The sequence below is a fragment of the Pseudomonas sp. MF08817 genome, assembly GCF_059862705.1.
Genome location: NZ_JCBCUY010000015.1, coordinates 87,055 through 106,189, shown reverse-complemented (window position 1 = coordinate 106,189; position 19,135 = coordinate 87,055). Strand labels below are relative to the sequence as shown.

20 protein-coding genes and 1 tRNA gene are annotated in these 19,135 nt (G+C 62.6%); 12 read left to right on the top strand and 9 right to left on the bottom strand.

Annotated elements, in window-relative coordinates:
• The first annotated feature begins 204 nt into the window (after window positions 1–204).
• A tRNA-Arg gene (locus tag AC19YR_RS11690) sits at window positions 205–281 on the top strand.
• A gap of 67 nt (window positions 282–348) precedes the next feature.
• Here the strand turns inward: AC19YR_RS11690 and AC19YR_RS11685 are convergent.
• From AC19YR_RS11685 to AC19YR_RS11670, 4 genes are read right to left on the bottom strand one after another with little or no spacing between them, the layout of a single operon-like run.
• A complete protein-coding gene (locus AC19YR_RS11685) occupies window positions 349–798 on the bottom strand; it encodes a GNAT family N-acetyltransferase (protein WP_095108772.1) in 450 nt (149 codons plus the stop codon).
• Window positions 799–854: 56 nt separating this feature from the next.
• A complete protein-coding gene (locus AC19YR_RS11680; protein WP_500598528.1) occupies window positions 855–2,198 on the bottom strand; it encodes an NDP-hexose 2,3-dehydratase family protein in 1,344 nt (447 codons plus the stop codon).
• Entirely contained in the window at window positions 2,191–3,288 is a 1,098-nt protein-coding gene (locus tag AC19YR_RS11675; protein WP_500598526.1) for a glycosyltransferase family 2 protein, read from the bottom strand. The genes AC19YR_RS11680 and AC19YR_RS11675 overlap by 8 nt, the downstream gene beginning before the upstream one ends.
• Complete coding sequence (locus tag AC19YR_RS11670) at window positions 3,288–4,187, bottom strand: hypothetical protein (protein WP_095108771.1); 900 nt, start codon at window positions 4,185–4,187, stop codon at window positions 3,288–3,290. The genes AC19YR_RS11675 and AC19YR_RS11670 overlap by 1 nt, the downstream gene beginning before the upstream one ends.
• Before the next feature lie 174 nt (window positions 4,188–4,361).
• Between AC19YR_RS11670 and AC19YR_RS11665 the strand changes: the two genes are divergently transcribed.
• The 4 genes from AC19YR_RS11665 (at window position 4,362) to AC19YR_RS11650 (ending at window position 9,553) form a co-directional block, all read left to right on the top strand.
• Complete coding sequence (locus AC19YR_RS11665; protein WP_500598525.1) at window positions 4,362–4,877, top strand: sigma-70 family RNA polymerase sigma factor; 516 nt, start codon at window positions 4,362–4,364, stop codon at window positions 4,875–4,877.
• Complete coding sequence (locus AC19YR_RS11660) at window positions 4,864–5,808, top strand: FecR domain-containing protein (RefSeq protein WP_500598524.1); 945 nt, start codon at window positions 4,864–4,866, stop codon at window positions 5,806–5,808. Before AC19YR_RS11665 ends, AC19YR_RS11660 begins: the two co-directional genes overlap by 14 nt.
• A gap of 103 nt (window positions 5,809–5,911) precedes the next feature.
• On the top strand, window positions 5,912–8,353 hold the full coding sequence (locus AC19YR_RS11655) for a TonB-dependent siderophore receptor (RefSeq protein ID WP_500598522.1): 2,442 nt from the start codon (window positions 5,912–5,914) through the stop codon (window positions 8,351–8,353).
• 153 nt (window positions 8,354–8,506) lie between these two features.
• Window positions 8,507–9,553 (top strand): acyltransferase family protein, encoded by a 1,047-nt coding sequence (locus tag AC19YR_RS11650; protein WP_500598520.1) that lies wholly within the window; start codon window positions 8,507–8,509, stop codon window positions 9,551–9,553.
• Window positions 9,554–9,616: 63 nt separating this feature from the next.
• Here the strand turns inward: AC19YR_RS11650 and AC19YR_RS11645 are convergent, their stop codons facing one another.
• Complete coding sequence (locus AC19YR_RS11645; protein ID WP_095108769.1) at window positions 9,617–9,811, bottom strand: hypothetical protein; 195 nt, start codon at window positions 9,809–9,811, stop codon at window positions 9,617–9,619.
• Window positions 9,812–10,022: 211 nt separating this feature from the next.
• Window positions 10,023–11,534 carry a YdgA family protein gene (locus AC19YR_RS11640; protein ID WP_500598518.1) on the bottom strand — a complete coding sequence of 504 codons (1,512 nt, stop codon included), beginning with the start codon at window positions 11,532–11,534 and terminating at the stop codon, window positions 10,023–10,025.
• Between the two features lie 245 nt (window positions 11,535–11,779).
• Between AC19YR_RS11640 and AC19YR_RS11635 the strand changes: the two genes are divergently transcribed.
• Window positions 11,780–12,259 (top strand): Xre family toxin-antitoxin system antitoxin, encoded by a 480-nt coding sequence (locus AC19YR_RS11635; protein WP_500598516.1) that lies wholly within the window; start codon window positions 11,780–11,782, stop codon window positions 12,257–12,259.
• Window positions 12,259–12,720 carry an RES family NAD+ phosphorylase gene (locus tag AC19YR_RS11630; RefSeq protein ID WP_500598514.1) on the top strand — a complete coding sequence of 154 codons (462 nt, stop codon included), beginning with the start codon at window positions 12,259–12,261 and terminating at the stop codon, window positions 12,718–12,720. Before AC19YR_RS11635 ends, AC19YR_RS11630 begins: the two co-directional genes overlap by 1 nt.
• A 32-nt stretch (window positions 12,721–12,752) precedes the next feature.
• On the opposite strand, the gene AC19YR_RS11625 is transcribed toward AC19YR_RS11630, so the two are convergent.
• From AC19YR_RS11625 to AC19YR_RS11615, 3 genes are all read right to left on the bottom strand, one after another.
• Complete coding sequence (locus tag AC19YR_RS11625; RefSeq protein WP_500598513.1) at window positions 12,753–13,382, bottom strand: NADH:ubiquinone oxidoreductase subunit N; 630 nt, start codon at window positions 13,380–13,382, stop codon at window positions 12,753–12,755.
• A 145-nt stretch (window positions 13,383–13,527) separates the two neighbouring features.
• The gene (locus AC19YR_RS11620) at window positions 13,528–13,773 is read right to left on the bottom strand and encodes a DUF2789 domain-containing protein (RefSeq protein WP_095108765.1); all 246 of its coding nucleotides are present in this window, start codon (window positions 13,771–13,773) and stop codon (window positions 13,528–13,530) included.
• A gap of 49 nt (window positions 13,774–13,822) precedes the next feature.
• Window positions 13,823–14,743 carry a LysR family transcriptional regulator gene (locus tag AC19YR_RS11615; protein WP_500598512.1) on the bottom strand — a complete coding sequence of 307 codons (921 nt, stop codon included), beginning with the start codon at window positions 14,741–14,743 and terminating at the stop codon, window positions 13,823–13,825.
• Between the two features lie 418 nt (window positions 14,744–15,161).
• Here AC19YR_RS11615 and AC19YR_RS11610 point away from each other — a divergent pair, with 418 nt between their 5' ends.
• The 5 genes from AC19YR_RS11610 to AC19YR_RS11590 all read left to right on the top strand — a co-directional run bounded on the left by AC19YR_RS11610 (window position 15,162) and on the right by AC19YR_RS11590 (window position 19,018).
• Complete coding sequence (locus AC19YR_RS11610) at window positions 15,162–15,971, top strand: energy transducer TonB (RefSeq protein ID WP_500598511.1); 810 nt, start codon at window positions 15,162–15,164, stop codon at window positions 15,969–15,971.
• 108 nt (window positions 15,972–16,079) lie between these two features.
• Complete coding sequence (locus tag AC19YR_RS11605) at window positions 16,080–16,805, top strand: MotA/TolQ/ExbB proton channel family protein (protein WP_500598509.1); 726 nt, start codon at window positions 16,080–16,082, stop codon at window positions 16,803–16,805.
• A gap of 1 nt (window position 16,806) precedes the next feature.
• On the top strand, window positions 16,807–17,208 hold the full coding sequence (locus AC19YR_RS11600; RefSeq protein WP_500598507.1) for an ExbD/TolR family protein: 402 nt from the start codon (window positions 16,807–16,809) through the stop codon (window positions 17,206–17,208).
• A gap of 236 nt (window positions 17,209–17,444) precedes the next feature.
• Window positions 17,445–18,026 (top strand): alpha/beta hydrolase, encoded by a 582-nt coding sequence (locus tag AC19YR_RS11595; RefSeq protein ID WP_095108760.1) that lies wholly within the window; start codon window positions 17,445–17,447, stop codon window positions 18,024–18,026.
• Window positions 18,027–18,082: 56 nt separating this feature from the next.
• Window positions 18,083–19,018 (top strand): sigma 54-interacting transcriptional regulator, encoded by a 936-nt coding sequence (locus AC19YR_RS11590; protein WP_500598505.1) that lies wholly within the window; start codon window positions 18,083–18,085, stop codon window positions 19,016–19,018.
• Window positions 19,019–19,135: the final 117 nt, after the last annotated feature.

Genomic DNA, 19,135 nt, shown 5'->3' with positions numbered 1-19,135 from the left:
GACAAGAGCGTTTGAAATCTCAAACGAATCCTAGGTTCAAAGGGGGTAAAGGACAATAGGTTGTTCGAAAAAAAGAACAAAACCCCTCGCCCTGGCGGCACTTTCAGATCAACGCCCGCCTCCGCCGCCCGACGGGTAAAAAACACCTGTCGATTCAGCAGCATGGACGCCCGCAATGCATATGAGTATCATGGCGCCCGCATTGCACCAGTAGCTCAGCTGGATAGAGTACTGCCCTCCGAAGGCAGGGGTCGTGGGTTCGAATCCCGCCTGGTGCACCATATCGCAACACCCCAACAAGCCCGCCTCGTGCGGGCTTTGTTGTTTCTGGCGCTGGCGTTTGCGCGCTCAGGCCAGGTGTTTTTCAAAACGGACATCACCTTCGGGCAAGTCTTCCACCGGCACCCAGCCCAGGTGACGATAGAAGCCACTGGCGCGGCTGGCGGCGGCGGTTTCCAGCCATATCACCCGGTGGTGCTGGAACAGGAAAGCCTCGGCGTGCGCCATCAAGCTACGGCCCAAGCCGTACCCCTCGTACTCAGGCAGGACGAACGCGGCAAACACGCAGGCGTCGTCGAGGTCAGCCATAGAAAACCCCACCGGCACACCCTCGACCTCGGCCACCCACACACAAGGTGCCAGGGAAATGGCCTGCCGTATGGCCTCGGGGGTTATGCCCATTTGCGTTAGCTGCTCATGGGATAGGTGGTTTTCCTTGACGCTGGTGCGGATATCAAAGATTGCGGGAATATCCGCATCTGTGGCCGCTCGTATTGTTTTTTCCCCTATGCACTCCATCGTTTGCCTCTGCCTCTCAATATTCCTGCGTGCATCCACGAACAAAATAGATGCTACTAAGCCCATGCCAATAGCATTGAGAGCAAACTACGCGCTTCATTAGTCAAAATACTTTGGCGATTACGTAAAGCGTGTATCTGCCCCAACGTTAACCACCGATAATCATTACCCACAGATAGTTTCGTCTCATCCTCAAGCTGCCATAGTTGGTAGCCGCATAGACTATCAAGAAAGCGCCCACCTTCATCCGACTGCAAAATCCGACAGACTTCTGAACCTCGGCGGCTCTGCACTAACTCAACAATACTTTGCGATTGAACACCCATAGCATCACTCTGCCAAGTGGGACCGAGCTGATAACCTTCTTTGAAACCAATCTCCCAAGAAGCACGCAACAGGAACATCATCACGCCATCGCGAACTTGGCAATAGAGCACACATTGATTGAGACGTGTAGATTGCAGTAGGGGCTGACACCACTGATTAACTTCCCGATCATTGGTGGAAACTGCATAAGGACGAATTTGTAGGTCGCAATACCCTTTGTTTAAGAGGCCAAATTCTGTCAACTCCCACTCGGGCAAATCGTATAGAGACAAAGCCCGCGTCAAAGAATGGGCGCTACTTCGAATGCCTGCCAGCCACTCCACCACCGCATCTGAACCCTGCGTGGCCGTTTGGAATGAACGCGATAAAGCCTTGCCAAATACATCGATACAGGCCGAGAACGGTTCACGTTCATTTGCCAGGAGTGTCCAGTCTCCGGTAAAGAGACTGGACCGAGCGTCGGTATTGAGGCTGTAGTCCGCAAGTAGCAATTTGCGCAGAACCGCAGAGGAAAACCAACGCAATGCCGCTACAGCAGGCTCACTCGAATGATGCTCAAGCAGTACCGACATGTTGCGGTTATATTTCCCAATAAACCGGCTGCCTTGCTCAGAACCCAGGCTGTCGGCAACGATACAATTCTCTCCGGGGTTTAAAAACAAATCGAGATAGGGCGTCGGCGCCCCCTCATGTCGCTGTTTATAATTGCTTTCAGTTGCCTGTACGGTTGGTGCAATCTGCGTACCGCCATAGTTTCCAGGTTCGGTTTTGGCCTGTAACAGCCACTCAATACCTTGCGGCGTTCTTTTAAGAACAAACCCCAGAATTCCTATTTCTGGCTGATCGATCATAGGCAGTGCAAAGGCCGGGTGCCGCCCTGCTTTTTCTGCACAGGCCAAGCCACGAATGGAGAAAAAGCCACCCGTTTTATGCTCGATGGCGTGGGCAGTCACTATCCAGTCAGTACAGGCCTGCCAACTGATCGGGCTAATAGCCAACTCAGCGCGCTGCCTGCACGAAGCCAACCAAACACAAAGTTCTTGGTACTCTTGGCTGGTTTGGCTATCAAACATTTTTATTCAACTCCACGCGGGCGCTGGCGACTAATTTTTGCAAGTCATAGGGTGGCGGGAGCGTTTCACCGACACGCGCGGCAACTACCTTGGCCATATTCCTGCCTTTGGGCATACCACACAACTTGGCGTAAAGGTTGAACCCGTCCAAACCCGTAAGTCGATAAACCCAGGCGGCTGGAGTAGACAGAATTAAAACGCCAAGATAGTTCATCAGGCGACTTGGAGGGGTTTGTTCTAACTTGAAGGGATCACGTGCAATCAATCCTTCAGGTGGTTGGCTCGACAGATCGTGAGCAATGTGCTGTCGCATTTGTTCCGGGCTGCAGTTGGCTAACATATCGAACATCGCAGCCTGCTCGGTATTTCCCCAATTGTATTGGCCTGTACCGCCAGCGGCGTTTTGACTCGCACTGCCTTGATGGTGCGTATTGAATTTAAGCACCGTGACCGCTTCACTTTGGCAAAGTGTTGCTCCAGCTCGCCAGGCTCGCAGCAACCAGTCCTGCAATGATGTCCGGTATAAATTGCGGGTTGAGCGCCAAACACCCGCCGCATTAATCAAGGGCCTGCGCATTACCCAACTGCTGGAGGGTTCATACATATAGTTGGCCGCCAAGTACGCATAATACAACTTTCGCTGAAGCAAACTAATTTCTAAAAAGAACGGGCGCGTCTGTCCGTTTTCCCGCGCGAGCATGCGATAACAAAAAGCACTGCGCCCAACAAATAAACTAGCCCCGGTTTTCTGCAGCTCAGCGAGTGCTTTTTGCAAATGATCTGGCAGCCACAGATCATCATGGTTCAGCAAAGCCACATAGTCAGTCTCGGCCAGTAACAGGCCTACAGAGTTAGGCCCAGACTGCTCCGCACAACGCTCTGAAAGATTAATGTATTTGATCCGAGGGTCGTCGAAGGTATCCATGAGTGACTGGGTACGAGCATCACAGCTGTCACCGATCACCAACAACTTCCAACTGGACTCAGTCTGCAACAAAACCGACTTAATCGTCAGGCCCAGAACGTCCGGGCGATTATAAGTGGCGATGACAATAGTCACCTTGGGCTGGCAAGTATCCAAATCAGTCATCAACCCTGCCCCTCAATCACCCGCACCTCACAATTGCCATGCAACGCGCAATAGCGCGCCAATTGCCCCAGCCGCCGTTCCAACTCCTGCAGCAGGCGATTACGGGTGGTGGTCACTTCGGTGCGGTTGAACAGGCCCGGTTCGACGGTGTAGAGGTTGAACATGCGGTTGATGGTGGCCGGGCCGGCGAGGGTGAAGTTCTCTTGGGAGCTGTGGTTGTACAGCGCCACCATTTTGCCGTTCTGGCTGTCGGTGGCGCGCGCGAACAGCAGGCTGACGGTTTGCCCGGTGCGGATGCGCACGTCGCTATTGGTGAACTGGAAGCAGGCTTCCTTGCCGTCGCGCAGTTGCACCCAGAATTCATGCTCTTGGACGTTGTGGCTGCTCACGTGCATTGACGACGAGCTGCCGCCGATGGAGCCGTAGCCGTCGATCAGCAGGCCGCCGCCGGCGTGGTGCGAGTGGCTGGCGCTGAGGTGGGTCTGGTTGCGTTTCTGGGTGTCGAGGACTTGCCCGGTGACGACAAAAAAATGCAGCTGGCGTTCGTCGTGGTTGAACGGTTCGTCGATGAAGTTGGGGTCTTCGGGCGCCAGGCTGATGTCGTACATGGTGCGGATCATTTCGTCGCGCGCGGCCTTGTCGTGCCGGGCGCGTTCCTTGAGTTCGGCGCGGCGCAGCTTGGCGTCTTCGATGGCCTTGAGTGCCTGAGCCTTGAGGATGGGGGTCTTTTCCTGGGCATAGGCCGCAGCCTTGTCGCTAGCGTCCTTGAGTACCGGCGCGGCTTTCTGGCCGGCCTCCACCGCCATGTCCCGGGCCTTGGTCAGCGCCTGGGCGGCCTTGGCCGCAAGTTCGGGGTTGGCATCGACGGCTTTCTTTTTCAGGTCATCCCACAGACTCATTGCCTATCCTCTTCGCGCTTGATCGATATACAAACCGCGCTCCTGCGCGGTGGCGAAAGAGTTTACAGGCTCTGTAGCACAGTCCTACACAGACAATTGCCGTTACATCATTGCCAAGACTATAATGCGAAACATTATCAAATAGACCCCCTCCTCCTTCCGGACCCGGCCCGCATGCAAAGCGATGACACCCCGCTGATTTCCGGTATCGGCCATCTCTACCGCGAACACCATGGCTGGCTGCACGGTTGGTTGAGCCGGCGCGTGGGTTGCCGGGACAACGCCGCCGACCTGGCCCAGGACGTGTTCGTGCGCCTGCTCAAAAGCCCTCGCGCCTCGCCGTTGCTGCAACCGCGGGCGTACCTGAGCAGCATCGCCCGGGGCTTGATGATCGATCAGTACCGGCGCCGGGCGCTGGAGCAGGCATATTTGGACAGCCTGCAGCACCTGGAGCCGCAAAGGGTGCCGTCGGAGGAGGAACGCCTGGCGTTGCTCGATGCCCTGGAGCGGCTCGACCGCCTCCTCGACCAACTCAAGCCGCGCGTGCGCCAGGCGTTTTTGCTCGCCCAGCTCGACGGTTTGAGCTGCCCGCAGATCGCCGCACAACTGGGCGTTTCCCGGGCGACGGTGGAGCGCAACCTGGCCAAGGCGTTGCTCGCCTGTTATCGGCTGCACTATGACGAACCCTAGCGCCGCCGTGGTCGAGCAGGCGATCCGCTGGCGGGTGCGCCTACATTTCGATCAGGCGGACGCCACCACCACCCAGGCCTTTGAGCATTGGCTGGGGCAGTGCCCCGAGCACGCCGTGGCCTGGGCGCGGGTGGCGTTGCTGGGCAACGACTTTGCCGCGCTGCCGCCCGCCCTGGCGCGCCACACCCTGGACGGCGCCAAACGCCAGCTCAGCCGCCGCGACGGCGTCAAACTGCTGGGCCTGGGCCTTGGCGCCGGGTGCCTGGCCTGGCCCCTGCGCGACCAGACGCCGTGGTCCGGCCTGCTGGCCGATTACCACACCGGGGTCGGTGAGCGCCGCACCCTCACCCTGGGCGATGGCAGCCGCGTCCAGCTCAACACCGACAGCGCTTTCGACGAGGCCACGCAAGGCGAGCGCCGCGTGCTGGTGCTGCGCCGCGGCGACATGCGCGTGGACAGCGCCAGCGCGCCACTTTGGGCCAAGACCCACGACGGCTACCTGCACAGCACCCAGGCTCGTTTTGTGCTGCGCGAGCATCAGGGCGCAACCCTGCTGGCGGTGCAACAGGGCAGCGTCGCCGTCTACCCCGGCGCCGACCTGCGTGCGCCGGCGCGCACCCTGGGCTCGGGCGAGCAGTTGCGTTTCAATGCCCGCGGCGTGTTGCCCCTGGCCAGCGACGGGCTCGACCCCTGGTCGTGGAGCGATGGCGTGCTAAGTGCCCGGCAGATGCGCCTGGGCGCGTTCGTCGCTGAGCTGGGGCGCTACCGCCATGGCGTGTTGCGCTGCCTGCCGGCCATCGCCGAGCTGCCGGTTTCCGGCACGTTTCAACTGGCCGACACCGACGACGTGTTGGCCCTGCTCACCCAAGCCCTGCCCGTGAACGTGGTCTATCGCAGCCGCTTTTGGGTGACGCTGGACGCGCGCGCCTGAGAACGAAAAATATTTGAGGGGGATTCTCATTCCCGTCCGGCCTGTAAGGGAAGGCCGAAACAGGTCGCGCCTGCCCCACTGACCCAGCATGAGAACAACAGCGATGAATGCGTTCCCCCCGACCCGCCGCACCGCGCTCGGCCAAGCCCTGCGCGGCGTACTACTGGGGCTGGCCGTGGCCGGCAGCAGCGTGCCCGTGAGCGCCCTGGCCGCGGCCGACGACAGCCGGCAAATCAGTTGGAACATCGCCGCCGGCGACCTGGCTCCGGCCCTTGACCAATTCGCCCGCCAGGCTGGCATTAGCCTGTCCTATGACGCAGCGACCGTTGCCGGCAAACGCACCCCGGGCGTGCGCGGCACCCTGGGCAGCAGCCAGGCCTTGGCCCACCTGCTGCAAGGCACGGGCATCGAGGTGCAACAACCTTCGGCCAACGCCTTTGTGCTGCTGCCGCGCGTGGCCAGCGGCGAGGCCCTGCAACTGGGCGCCACCAGCGTGCTCGGCGAGCCACTGGGCACTGCCACCGACGGCACCGGGTCCTACACCACCGGCGCGGTGACACTCGGCAAAACCGCGCAATCGCTGCGCGAAACCCCACAATCGGTGAGCGTCATCACCCGTCAGTTGATGGACGACAAAAACCTCACCACCCTCGACCGCGTGATGGACCAGGCCACGGGTATCAGCCGTTCCAACCGCAACTTCGGCTCCAACCGCTTCAACGCCCGCGGCTTCACCCTCGAAGACGATAGCTACATGCTTGACGGAGTGCCCGGCTCGGCCTACGACCCCACCGGGTGGCTACCGGTGGACATGGCAGTGTTCGACCGCGTGGAAATCCTGCGCGGCGCGGCGGGCCTGCTGGTGGGCGCCGGCAACCCGGGCGGCGCGGTCAACCTGGTGCGCAAGCGCCCCGGCGGGCAGCCGCATTTCTCCATCGCCACCCACGCCGGTTCCTGGGACAACTACCGCCTGGACCTCGACGGCAGCACGCCCCTCAACGAGGCCGGCACCGTGCGTGGCCGCGCCGTGGTGGGCTATGAAGACCGTGGCTACTTCCAGGACGTGACCCAATCCAAGACGCCGCTGCTCTACGGCATCGTCGAAAGCGACCTGAACGACGCCACCACCTGGGCCGTGGGCGTGCGCCGCCAAACCATGGACACCCGCGGCTATTCGATTTTCGGCCTACCGCGCTACACCAACGGCAACGCCCTGGATGTGCCGCGCTCCACTTCCCTGGTGCAGGACTGGAACCGCCACGAAACCGAAGTCAGCGAAGTCTTCAGCGACCTGGAACACCGCCTCAATGACGACTGGACCGGCAAACTCTCGCTGATGCGTAGCGAGGGCGGCTTCGACCAGAAGGTCGGCTACGTGCAGGGCGCGGTCGACCCGCAAACCGGCGCCGGGCCAATGCTCGCCAGCGTTCAGTTTCGCGACTACAGCATCCAGAACACCGCCGCCGACGGGCACCTGGCGGGGAATTTCTCGGCGTTCGGCCTGGCCCATGAATTGATGCTGGGCGCCAACTGGTCGCAGCAACACGTGGACGCCAAGACCGTGTCGACGAGCATTCGCCTGCCCATCGACATCTTCAACCCCAACCACCACTTGATCCCCGAGCCCTCGCGCCCGCAATGGGACAACATCAGCGACCAGACCACCCGCCAATACGGTTTGTACAGCACCTTGCGCCTGCGTCTGGCCGAACCGCTGAGCCTGGTGCTGGGCACGCGCCTGAGCTGGTACAAGAACCAAGTGCAGGTCAACGATGAGGCGCACATCACCACCCGCCAGGACCACGAATTCACGCCGTTCGCCGGGTTGATCTACGACCTCGACGACCAGTGGTCGGTGTACGCCAGCTACGCCGATATCTTCCGCCCGCAAAGCGACCGCTTCACCGCCTCGGGCTCGGCCCTGGAACCGACCATCGGCGCCAACTACGAAACCGGGATCAAGGGCGAGCTCTATGGCGGGCGCCTGAACCTGTCGGCGGCGCTCTTCTACATCAAGCAAAAAGACTTGGCCAGCGAACACCTCGACCCCGCCGACCCCGACCAATGCGCCCGCTACAACAGCGACGGCGTCTGCTACGTCAACGGCCCACCGCGCACCAGCAAAGGCGTGGAACTGGAAGCTAGCGGCGAACTGCTGCCCGGTTGGCAGGTGATGGCCGGCTACACCTTCAACACCCGCAAGACCGACGACGGCCAGACCTTCGACGCCGAGTCGCCCAAACACATCGCCCGGGCCTCCACCACCTACAACTTCCAGGGCGACCTCAACCGCCTCACCCTCGGCACCGGTGTCAGCGCCCAGAGCGGCTATGCCAGCGACTACTTCGGCACCCTCGTCGCCAACTCCGGCCGCGCCGTGTGGGACGCCAACAGCGCCTGGCGCCTGGATGAGCACTGGAAAGTGGGCCTGGAAGTGAAAAACATCCTCGACCGCAAATACTACGAGGCCACCGGCGAAGTGCGCCGCGGCAGCTACTACGGCGCGCCGCGCAGCTACATGGTGACCGTGCGCGGGGATTTCTGAGCCCCGCAGGCTCCCACAAAGGCCACGCACCGAGATGGCCCACTGGCTACTACACTGCAAGCCATCAAGAAGCGTGGTCGTCCCCAGAAGCTTCTTAGGTCGCGGCGCCGAACCCGGCGTCGCGTGGCCCCAGCCGACGAACAGGGACGGCCCATGCCCGCAACCACCTCACCCCCCGCCGATAAACTGGACAGCGTCCAGCTCTTGCGAGCCATCGCGGCGACTGCCGTGGTGATTTTCCATGTGCCGCTGTTCCGTAACGGTGCCTGGGGCGTGGATATTTTCTTCGTGATAAGCGGCTTCATCATGGCCCTGGTCACGGCCCAGTCCAAACGCCATTTTTTTGCCAAACGGGTGATTCGCGTGGTGCCGCTGTACTGGCTCGGCACCCTCGGCGTATTCGCCATCGCCCTGCTGCTGCCCAACCTACTGGACAACACCACGGCCGATTGGCCCGGCCTTATCAAGTCGCTGCTGTTTATCCCCTACCAAAAGGGCGAGTTCGTCCAGCCCCTGCTCTACCTGGGCTGGACCCTGAACTACGAGATGTTTTTCTACCTGGTGTTCGCCCTGTCCATGGCCGTCAGCCAGCGCCACCGTTTGCTCGTTTGTTCAAGCGTGCTGCTGGCCCTGGTGGCGCTGGGCAAAGGGCTGACGCCCGAGTCCGTGCTGGGGGAGTTCTACACCTCGGACATCCTTGCTGAATTCGCCCTGGGGATGGGCTGCTACGTTCTCTATGTGCGCACCCAGGCCTGGCGCAACGCCGGCCCCGCGCCAGGCGTGCGGGTGGCGCTGGTGCTGCTGGGCGTCGCGGCGATTGCCTGCATGCCGTTCACCGCGCCGTTGGAGCCGTGGCTGGGGCGTATTGGTTGCTGGGGCCTGCCGGCCACGGTGGCGTTCCTGGGGTTGGTGCATGGTCTGGCCGGGGTGCGCTTGCCCGCCATTCTGGTGCTGTTGGGGGATGCCAGTTACTCGCTGTACCTGTTCCACCCGTACGTGATGAAGGTGTTCAACAAGGTGTTCCACGTATTCGACACCCCGGGTGCCCTCGCCTACCTGATAACCCCCGTGGCGATTGGCCTGTGCTACCTGATGGCGATCAGCATGTATCGCCTGGTGGAACTGCCGATGACCCAATGGCTGCGGTGGGTTTTTCTTGACCGGCCCCGTAATGCGCGGCCCTACGAACAGGCCTTGTAGGCAAGGGGCCTCGCCCGCGCTGGGGTGCGCGCAGCCCTATGCGATGGGGTGCCCGGCAGGTTTCTACGGCCGCTGCGCCGCCGGGCGCGGGCGAGCCCCCTTGCTACTGGGCGTTGGGACGTCGTCGGTGTCGTGCTCGCTCTCATCCTCTTCGTCGGTGAGGACCTCTTTGCGGGTGTCGGTGATCGCGCGGCGGATGTCTTCGCCCAGCACAGGGCAATTGAGCAGTTGGGCGATACGGTCGATTCGTTGGGTCAAGGCTGGCCTCCCATGCACCAGTAAGTACCCCGATAGTGCTCGCTTTCGCTCCGCGAAGCCATGACCACCGGGCATCGCCGGGCACTAAGGCCTGGGCGCGGCGGCGCGCGAAACGCTTGCCGTGGCGCACAGGCCTCGGCCCCCTTGAAGCCCCCGACGGGTAAACCGCTATCGCGGGCAGGCCCGCTCCCACAGGGGGCTGCCCCGCAAGTTATTGAACCCCGGCAACGCCACCCAGTTTGCTCATCAGGAAGCCGACGAACTGGTCAACGGTCATTTTCTGGCCGTTGAAGGTCACTTCGCGGTTGGTGTAGTGCAGTTTGGAGACGATGTTGGTGCCCTCGAGGGTGGCCAACTCGGTGCCCAGGGCCATGGCGGCGATCATCTCGCTGGTCATGTTGGCTTGCTCGCTGATGGCCTTGGCGTCCGTCAGGCCTTCGACCTGAGCCTGTACCGCGACCACGTCGGCGATCATCGGCTTGGACAGTTGCAGGTTGAAGTCCAGCATCGCCACCAGTTGCTGGCCCAGCTCGGCGGACGGCAGCTCCAGGGATTGCGGCTGGGTCAGGTCCACCACCAGGCTCATCCGGCTCTCGCCGTTGGCGGTCTTGAACGACAGGTTTTCCAGGGCGACCTGGGGTTTGGCGGCCAGCAGTTTTTCCAGGCCAGCCTTGACCTGGGCTTGCTCGGCTTCGTTCAGTTGCAACTGCGGCGCGGGCTCGCCCGCCGCTTCAGCAGCCGCAGCAGCCTCTTCGTAGGGTTGCAGCTTGGTCTGATACACCTGCATCAGCGACAGGGTGGCGGGGATGTCGAGGTTCTTGATGCCCCAGGCCATGTTTGCGCTGCCCAGGGTCTTGCCGTTATAGGCCACGTCGCCAATGGTGTAGACGGCACGCCCGGCGGCGTTGCTGCCCGACTCCTCGGTGCTGCTGCGGGCTTCGAATTTCTTCAGGCTGAGCACCGCTTGCTGGGGGCCGAAGGTGGTCTTGGCTTCCTTGAGCTCCAGGTTGTTCTGGCCCAAGTAGTAGCCGAAGGAGCCTTTGGCCAAGTCACTGGCCAGGGTCAGGCCATTGAGTTCCATGAGCACCGGGGTCTGGTCTTCGGCCACGGTGGCCACCGTGAGGCTGTCCATGTAGCCATTGGCCTTGAGTTTTTGCGCCTCGGCGGCCACGGCCAGTTCCATGTTGAGGCCGGAGAATTTCAGGGTGGACTGCTCGTCCAGCGCCAGTTCCAGGGGCAGCAGTTCGACATTGCCGCTGGCCGAGCGGTCGTAGCCCAGGTTGACCACGCCTTTGACCGGCGAGGCATCGTGGGTGGCGGCGAACCATTTTTCGGTGAACGGGGTTTTTTCCAGGGAGTAATGACTGGTGGCCATTACCGGCAGCCACTTCAGGGTGACCAGGCGCGAGAACGGCAGCGGGCCGTGTTCGATGCGGTCGGTGAACAGCAGCTCCACGCCCTCGGCCGCGTCGCCGAACATCTCGCCCTGGCCCTTGAGGCGGTAGCGCGCCACGCTGCTGAAGGTGCCGCGCTCCAGCGATACCAGCTCCAGGTTGGCGGTGCCGTTGGAGCCGATCATCGCCGCTTGCAGTTCCTTGTTGGCCTCCTGCACGGAGGTCTGCAGCACCCCTTCCAGCTTCGTGCCGGTGTACCAGGCGCCGCCCGCGCTGATGGCACCTACTGCGACGACAATCCCTACCAGTACGCCTGCTGACTTATTCATGTGGTTCCCGATCGATATCCGTAGTTGAAAACTGCGCCGCTCATCCCTGAACCCTTTGGGGGCCGTGGCTCGACGGTGCGAAAGTGCCGGGCAGATTAGCACTGCCTTTGGCCGCAGACCGCAACTTTGCATGTGAAAAACAGTGAAGGCGACGCGACCGCCGGTCTGGCGGGGGCTGTAAATTCTGCCTGGCGGGCCTATTCTTCATTTGACGAAGCAAATCACGTCAAATGATAGGAGCCAGCATGAGCGTTCAATCCCTTGTCCGTAAAACCGCCCGGCCCGCCGCGCAGCCTGTGGATAAAACCGAGCACCCGTTGTTCTGGAACATGGTCCAGGAGCTGCTCGGCCATAGCGAAAACCAGCGCCTGGAGCTGATCCTCAACGGTTTTTCCGCCACGTGGATCGACGAAACCAAAGCCGCGTTCGGCCTCAACAACCGCTTGATCGAGGCACTGTTCAACACTTCGCTCTCTACCCTGGAGCGCCGCCGCAAGGACGACAAACCCCTGGGCCCGGTGGCGTCCGAGCGTCTGGACCGCATCGCGGTGATCGCCACCCAGGCCGCCGAGTTGTTCGAGGACCAAGGCAAAGCCGTGGCCTGGATGACCGCACCGAACCAGGCACTGAACAACAAGACCCCCATCGAACTGTGCGAAATGGAAATCGGCGCCAAGCAGGTGCGCCGGGTGCTCAACGCCATGGAATGGGGCGGCGTGGTCTGATGCGCGCCTGGAGGATCGCCAAGGCCAAACGCGCCCGTGACCTGAGCGGCACGGGCGCCGCCATGGAAGGCGGGCGCTGGAACGACATCGACGTGCCCGCCGTGTACATGGGCCTGAGCCCGGCCATTTGCGCCCTGGAAACCTTCGTCCACGCCACGCGCATGCCCGACTACCCGGTAAAGATCACCTGCTTCGAGCTGCCCGACGAACCGGCGCTGTACCTCACCCCCCAGCAGTTGCCCAAGGGCTGGGACCTGCGCCCGTTCGACCGGCCCAGCATGGATTTCGGCACCGCGTGGCTGACCGAGGCGCGCTACCTGGGGCTGCGGGTGCCATCGGTGATCCTGCCGCTGGAGCAGAACCTGGTCATCAACCCGCGCCACCCGGCGGCCAGCCGCATCGAAGTGGTCGAGGTCTACGACTTCAGCTACGACCCGCGCATGTTCGACAAACGCTCGTAGGTAGAAAGCGGGCGAGCCCGCTTTCTACGGTGTTAGGTGTATTCGATTTCCATGGCATCTAGCTGGTGGTCGAAGCTTTTCAGGCGAGCGGTCCAGGTGTACACCAGCACTTCAAAATCACGGCTTATCACCGCATTGCCCGGCCCGCCGGCGCGGGGGTCGTGGAAATCCAGTTGATAGCGCTCGCGGGCCATGGCGGTGGCGACGTCGCTCAGTTCCCGGGCATTGTTCAGCCAGTGGCGCCCGGCGACTTGGCGGTCGAGGCTTTGGCATTGCTGCTTGAGGGCTTCGAGGCTTTTTTCCAGCGGGGTGCCGGTGAGTTCGCCCATCACTTCCTGGAAGGTGCGCCCCGGCTGCCAGTAGCTGCCCCAGAAGTAGCGGTCGAACACGGTCTCGACCCGGCGCAGGGCGACCTTGGTGTCCCAGATCAGCACGCGGGTTTTGCCTTGTTCGAGTTGGCGTTTGCGGGTGCGCTGGTTTTGCACCGCGGCCCAGGCCACCACCGCAATGGCCAGCACCGCGATCAGCGCGCAGACGCTGTCGAGGAACACCAGGGCCTTGTCGATCTGGTGGGCCAGCATGATGCCGTAAAAGTAAGTCGCCGAGAGCAGCACCAGCGCGACGATGGCGCACCAGAAGCCGGGAGCATAAGGGTTTTTCATTATTGGAATCCCCATGACCAACGCGAGCCTGAACCGTGGCCCAGTGGCTTTGCGCCACCTCGGCCCGACAGTTCAAAGCATAGCAATGGCCCCAGGATTTACTGCGCGGCAAACGATGCGTTCGTCTGCTTTTGTGCGGGGCGGTTCAGCTTTGGCGGGGCTTGCGTAGGAGCAGGTTCAATTGGTCGACGATCTCGGCCCAGTCAGCGTCGTCAAGAATCTCTTCGCGCAAAAATTGCGCCTGGGCGGGCGTCCAGAACAAAGCGTCGGCCAGGAGCACATCCGCCTTGAGCGGCGAATGGCTGGTGATGAACTGGTCAATGCTCAACGCGTCCTCGGGCAAGCCCAACTGCTTGAACAGGGCGGGCAGGCTGTGGGTAGGTGATTCCATGACAACAACTCCAGATCGTAAAGGGGCAAGCGCCTGAGTCTAGCAGGGCTCAGGCCCGCGCCCTCTCCTGCCCGCCATCCACGGCCAGCAGCGTGTCGATCATGGCCCGCGCCGCCGGGGACAGGCGATAGCCCGCGCGGCTGACGATGGCGCAACGCGATTGCAGGCTGTCGATGTTCGGCGCCAGGTTGCGCCAGTGCAGTTGCACCAGCGCACCACCCGCCGCGGCCTCGCTGAACACTTCGGCGCTGCCCACGCCAATGGCCTGGGACTGGCCGACGATCTTGACCAGCGCGGCAAAGCATTCGGTTTCGATGGCGGGGGAAAAATCCGTGCGCCCGCTGAGGTTGGCGAGCAACTTGCGCACCCCCGGCGCCATCAGGGTAGTGGCCAGCGGGTAGTCGAACAGGTCGTTGGTGGAGAGGCTTTCCTTGGCCAGCAACGGGTGCCCGGCGCGGCAGAAAAACACCCCGCGCCGGGGGCTGAGGGCGCGGGTCTGGTAGTTGGGATCGGCGTCGAAATGGCGGCCATCGGCGATGAAAAACTCAATATCTTCCCGGCCCAGGCTGCGGCTGAGGTTTTCCCAGTTATCCACCGCAAACCGGGTGCGCACGTTGGGGTGGGCGCTGATGAACTGCGCCACCGCCGTGGGCACCAACGCCACCGCCGCGCCCGGGCCACAGCCAAAACGCAGCTCGCCGGCGTCGAGTTTGGTCATCTGCGTGACCTGGCTGGTGAGCAACGCCGCCCCCTGCACCAGCGACAGCGCGTGTTGCAGCACCACTTGGCCTTCGGGCGTGGGGCGCAGGTCCTTATGGCCGCGATCCACCAACACACAGCCGAATTCTTGCTCCAAGCCCTGGATGCTGCGGCTGAACGCCGGTTGGGTGATGCCCATGGCTTCGGCGGCCCGAACGAAACTGCGGTGCTCGTTAAGGGCGATGAAGTAACGCAGTTGGCGCAGGTCCATGGCGGTCCGGGCGTGGGAAGGAGTGGTGGAGGGGGTTTTAGCGATTCGCGGGTTATTCCGTCAACGGCTATTAAATTTTCAATCTAGACCTAAAAGGAATATTGAAAACTCTCGATGGTGAGGAGCGCTTTACGCTCCAGCACGGGCGAGCCCCCTTGCTACAGGCGACAGCAGCGCAAAAAAACGATGCCTTTGACGAATACTTTTTATGCCGGCAAGGCATGCCGCCAGCGACGTTTTGGCCGCAGGCCTTGAACGGCGGGGCCTGGCGGGAATCACTTGAATGTCATATTCCATAAACACCTATAAAACACTCAAAAAATTACTTTAAGAGATAAATAACTCCCGCCAATCATTCCCTCCAGGACGACGCCGCCCACGGCGCTACGTCGATTTTCTGCAACCAAGGAGTGAAGCAATGGGCAACGTCCAGACCGCCAGCAAGCACGAGGTGCTGTGGCGCCAGGCACCGGGTGGTGAGTTGGTCGACCTGGGCCGCCCCCATCGCCTGCCGCTGGGGCAGTTGCGGTTGCAGCGTGCGCCCAAGGGCGTGCTGCGCCGCCGCGAAGGCATCGCTCTGGGCGCCCTGGCCCTGCTGCTGCACGGCGCAGTGCTGTATTGGGTGAGCCAGCAGCCGACGCCGGTGCTGCCCATCGTGCCGCCGGAAATTCCACCGATGACCATCGAGTTTTCCCAACCCGCGCCGCCCGTGGTCGAACCACCGCCGCCGCAGCCCGCACCGCCTCCGGTGGTAGAACCGCCACCGCCGGTGGAGGACGAGTTGGCGGTCAAGCCGCCCCCGCCCAAGCCTGTGCCCAAGCCAACACCCAAACCGGTGCCCAAGCCTGTGCCAAAACCGGCGCCCAAAGCTGTGGAGCACCCCCCGGCCCCACCGCAACCGCCAGCCCCCTTAGCCGCCGCCCCGGCACCGCCGGCACCTGCGCCAGTCACCCCGGCCTCAGCCAACGCCGCGTACCTGAAGAACCCGGCACCGCAGTACCCGTCACTGGCCCAGCGCCGGGGCTGGGAAGGCACCGTGCTGCTGCGGGTACAGGTACTGGCCAGCGGCAAGCCCGGCGAAATCCAGATCCAGAAAAGCAGCGGCCGCCAGCAACTCGACGACGCAGCCCTGGCGGCGGTCAAGCGCTGGAGCTTTGTCCCGTCCAAGCGCGGCGACGTGGCCCAGGACGGCTGGGTCAGCGTACCGATCGATTTCAAGATTCATTAATCCCGACCACGGATGAGGTGCGGTGAAGCGCTATGGGGGAGCGGGCTCGACCGCCCCCCATGCACGCCCGCCCACCGCCTCGCACCATCGCCACAGAGGAACCACACCATGACATTACTGGCATCTCCCCTTGAATCCATCGAAAGCGCGGTGATCTGGCTGCTGGTGGTTTTTTCCGTCGCCACCTGGGGCCTGGCCCTGCTCAAAGGGGTGCAGTTCGCCCGCCTCAAGGCCCAGGACCGCAAGTTCCACAAGCACTTCTGGGCCGCCTCCAGCCTCGATTCGGCGGCGCCACTGAGCGAAAGCCACCCCGGTGCCGCCGCCCGTGTGGCCCAGGCCGGCTATGCGGCGATCCAGGTCGGCGAAGCGCCCCACACGGCGGACCTGAGCCAGGCCATCAACCACCAAGACCGCCTCGAACGGGCCCTGCGCCAGCAAATCGTGCGTGAACGCCGCTCCCTGGAAACCGGCCTCGCGGTGGTGGCCAGCATCGGTAGCACCTCGCCCTTCATCGGCTTGTTCGGCACTGTGTGGGGCATCATGGAAGCGCTCAAGGGCATCAGCGCGGCGGGCTCGGCGAGCCTGGAAACCGTGGCCGGGCCCATCGGCGCGGCGCTGGTGGCCACCGGCGTGGGGATCGCGGTCGCTGTGCCAGCGGTACTGGTCTACAACTACTTTTTACGCCGCTTGAAGCTGACCGCCGCCGACCTGGACGACTTCGCCCACGACTTCTACAGCCTGGCGCAGAAGAGTTCGTTCCGCGTGCTGCTGCACCCCGCCGGGCAAAAAACCAGCGCCCCCGCCGCCGGGCAAAAAGTGAAGGAGGCGTCCTGATATGGCCTTCTCGACCCAAGACAGCGATGAGGTGCTGAGCGAAATCAACGTCACGCCCCTGGTGGACGTGATGCTGGTGCTGCTGGTGGTGTTTATCGTCACCGCGCCGCTATTGACCAACGCCATCCCGATCAACCTGCCCAAGACCGAGGCCGTGGCCCCGGTGGAGCAGAAAGACCCGTTGGTGGTGAGCATCGACGGTACCGGCAAGGTGTTTATCAACAAGGATGAAATCCAACCCGACCTGCTGGAATTCAACCTACAGGCCGCCAAGGCCAAGGCCCCCGACGTGCGCGTGCAATTGCAGGCCGACGACGGCGTCAACTACGGTGAAGTGGCGCGCGCCATGGCCGCCATCGAACGCGCGGGGATTACCAAGCTGTCGGTGATTACCGCCCGCTAAGCATTACCTTCACACGACTTTCGGACCGTCTCCTTGGCAGGGTGCGGTCCTTTTTTTGCTTCACGTTTTTAGCTTCACGCTTCAAGCCAAAGCCCTACCCCGCTCCGACTTGCCGCTTGTAGCTGCACACTAAAAACTAATTTTTTGGTTATTAACAAATATCTTCTTATTCCTTAACGAATATAAAACTCGTCCCTATACTCGGCTGCAAAGACAACGCAGCCGGAGGGTTCCCCATGCGCAACGAGTCGATTCGCTATCTGATCGTGCCGGGCTGGCAAGGATCGCCAGAAGACCATTGGCAAAGCCATTGGCAGAACAGTTTGCCTAACAGCGCCCGCGTCGAGCAGGCCGATTGGTTGACGCCGCGCCGCGAGGATTGGGTTGCGGCGCTGGCCGAGGCGATTGCCGCCGACAGCACGCCGGTGATCCTCATCGCCCACAGCCTGGGTTGCATCACGGTGGCGCACTGGGCGGCGCAGGCACCGGTGAGCCTGCTGCGCCAGGTGCGCGGTGCCCTGCTGGTGGCGCCCGCCGATGTGGAGCGCCCGGCGTGCGCGCCGGCGCTGCGCAACTTTGCGCCGATCCCCGGCGATCTGCTGCCGTTCCCCAGCCAAGTGGTCAGTTCCGACAACGACAGCGCCGTCAGCGCCAGCCGTGCCCTGGCGCTGGCACGCAACTGGGGCGCCGAGGCGGGGATTCTTAGCGGCGCCGGGCATATCAATGTGAAGTCCGGGCACCAACGCTGGGAGCAGGGCTTCGCCTACCTCTATCGCCTGCAAAACCGCATGGAACAACACGCCCTGCGCCGCGCTTGAACCCTTTATTTCGTTAACGCCCCGCGTCTCCCGGCCGCCGTGGGCGGGAGTCTGCCATGAGCCAGCATGAAACCTTCGGTCAGCCGCTGCTGACCTTTCCCGATGCGGAAAAAAGCCCCCTGAGCATCCGCGCCAAAGCGCTGGTGTTCGTCGACCCACGCTCGCGGCAATTGCGCCACGAACTCGAACAACTGGCGCCCCGCGCCCTGCCCGTGCTGATCCGCGGCGAAACCGGCAGCGGCAAGGAGCTGCTGGCCCGGCACATCCACCGCGCCAGCGACCGCGGCGGCTTGTTCGTCTCGGTCAACTGCGGCGCCATCAGCCCGACCTACGCCGATGCCGAACTGTTCGGCTATACCGCCGGCAGCTACACCGGCTCGGCCAGCAGCCGCGCCGGGTGGTTCGGCTCGGCCAACGGCGGCACCCTGTACTTGGATGAAATCGGCGACTTGCCGCTGCCGATCCAGATCAAGCTGCTCGCCGCCCTGGAAAACCACGAGGTGACCCGCGTCGGCGCCCATCAGCCAAGCCCAGTGGACGTGCGCCTGGTGGCCGCCACCAGCATCGACCTGGCCCAAGCGGTGGCCGCCGGGAAATTCCACGAGCGGCTGTTCAACTACCTCAACGAGGGCCAACTGGAACTGCCGGCCCTGCGCGAGCGGGTGGGCGATATCGAGTCCCTGGCCGAGTACTTCCTGGGCATCTACAGCCAACGCCTGGCCTTGCCCGTGCCATTGATTAGCGAAGCCGCCCAGCGACTGCTGGAGCAGCACAGTTGGCCGGGCAACACCCGCGAACTGGAAAACGTCATCCATTTCGCCCTGTTGGTGAGCAGCGGCGACGAGATCCTGCCCGAGCACCTCAACCTGCCGCAGGGCCCCGAGCCGCTGGCCGCGATCGAGCAGCACATCACCCACATCGCCCGCACTGGCGACGCCAGCCAACGCCAAGCCCTCAAACAACACCTGCAATCGCTGGCGGTGTTGTTGTAGAAAGCAGGCTCGCCGGCGGTGGGGTGCCTGACCGATTTTTTGCGGCCGCTGCGTGACCGAGCGCGGGCAAGCCCGCTTGCTACAAGGGTGGGGTGGAAAGTGAACAAAATGGAATAT